The organism is Bradyrhizobium nivariense, from assembly GCF_029846695.2.
Lineage (GTDB): Bacteria > Pseudomonadota > Alphaproteobacteria > Rhizobiales > Xanthobacteraceae > Bradyrhizobium.
On the sequence record NZ_JARWCR020000187.1, the window covers coordinates 1 to 1,244 of the forward strand.

General features: G+C 60.5%; 1 protein-coding gene. It reads right to left on the minus strand.

What is annotated here, in order from left to right:
* Positions 1 to 30 precede the first annotated feature (30 nt).
* A protein-coding gene (locus tag QCM77_RS45855) for an IS3 family transposase (RefSeq protein WP_280097132.1) occupies positions 31 to 1,184 on the minus strand; the annotation gives its coding sequence in 2 pieces (ribosomal slippage) (positions 31 to 935 and positions 935 to 1,184; 1,155 coding nt in all).
* Positions 1,185 to 1,244: the final 60 nt, after the last annotated feature.

A 1,244-nucleotide genomic window follows, 5' to 3' on the forward strand; every position in this document is an offset into this window, starting at 1 on the left:
TGAGCTGCTGCCGGTTTGATGGACGGCTGGTTAAGCTAATCCCACCTTGCGCTCGAACTCAACAGGGCTGAGATATCCGATCGTCGAATGACGGCGGATGGCATTGTAGAACCGCTCGATATAGTCGAACACATCCGCCCTGGCCTCGTTTCTGGTGCGATATAGTTTACGGGCGGTCCGCTCGGTCTTCAGCGACGAGAAGAAGCTCTCCATCGCCGCGTTGTCCCAGACGTTGCCGGATCGACTCATGCTGCAGACGATGCCGCTGTCAGCCATCAGCCGCTGGAACTGCTCGCTGGTGTATTGGCTGCCCTGGTCCGAGTGATGCAACAGCTCGTTCGGCTTGCCGCGTCGCCAGACTGCCATCAGCAGGGCATCCGCGACCAATTGGGCTGTCATGCTGGCGCTCATCGACCAGCCGACCACCCGGCGTGAGAACAGATCGATCACGGCCGACACGTAGAGCCAGCCCTCCGCGGTCCAGATATAGGTGAAGTCGGCGATCCACTTCTGGTTCGGCCGCTCGGCCACGAACTGCCGGTCCAGAAGATTCGACGCTACGGTTGCGGCTTGGCGATCGCCTTCGTCCTTCGGCAGACGCCGGCGCCGTGGTCGCGCCCGCAGGGCCTGCAAGTGCATCAACCGCTCGATCCGGTGCAGACCGCATTCGACACCGTCCGCCAGCAGGTCTCGCCAGACACGCCGTGCTCCATAGGTTCGATCGCTGGCAAGAAAGCTTGCCTTCACCTGCAGGCTGACGGCTTCGTCGCTTCTGGATCTGACGCTGGGGGACCGGTTCAGCCAGGCATGGAAGCCCGACCGTGACACGCCCATCGCATTGCATAGCCATGCCACCGGCCAGATATTCCGGTGCTTCGCAATGAAGACGAACTTCATGTCGCTTCCTTCGCGAAGAAGGCCGTGGCCTTTTTTAAAATGTCACGCTCCGCTTTCAGTTTGTTGACCTCGCGCCTGAGCCGCTCGATCTCCAACTGCTCGGGCTTCATCTGACCATGCCCGGGGAAGGCCTGAGCCGGATCGGAGCCGAACTCCTTGATCCATTTGCGCAGCACGTTCTCGTGGACGTCCAGGTCACGGCCGGCCTGCGCCACAGACACCCTGCGCTCCCTGACAAGCTTGACAGCCTCGATCTTGAACTCTCGACTGAACTTTCGTCTTCGCATCACTACCTCCGGCTCCATGAAACACCTAAACTTGGTGTCCATCAAACCGGCAGCAGCTCA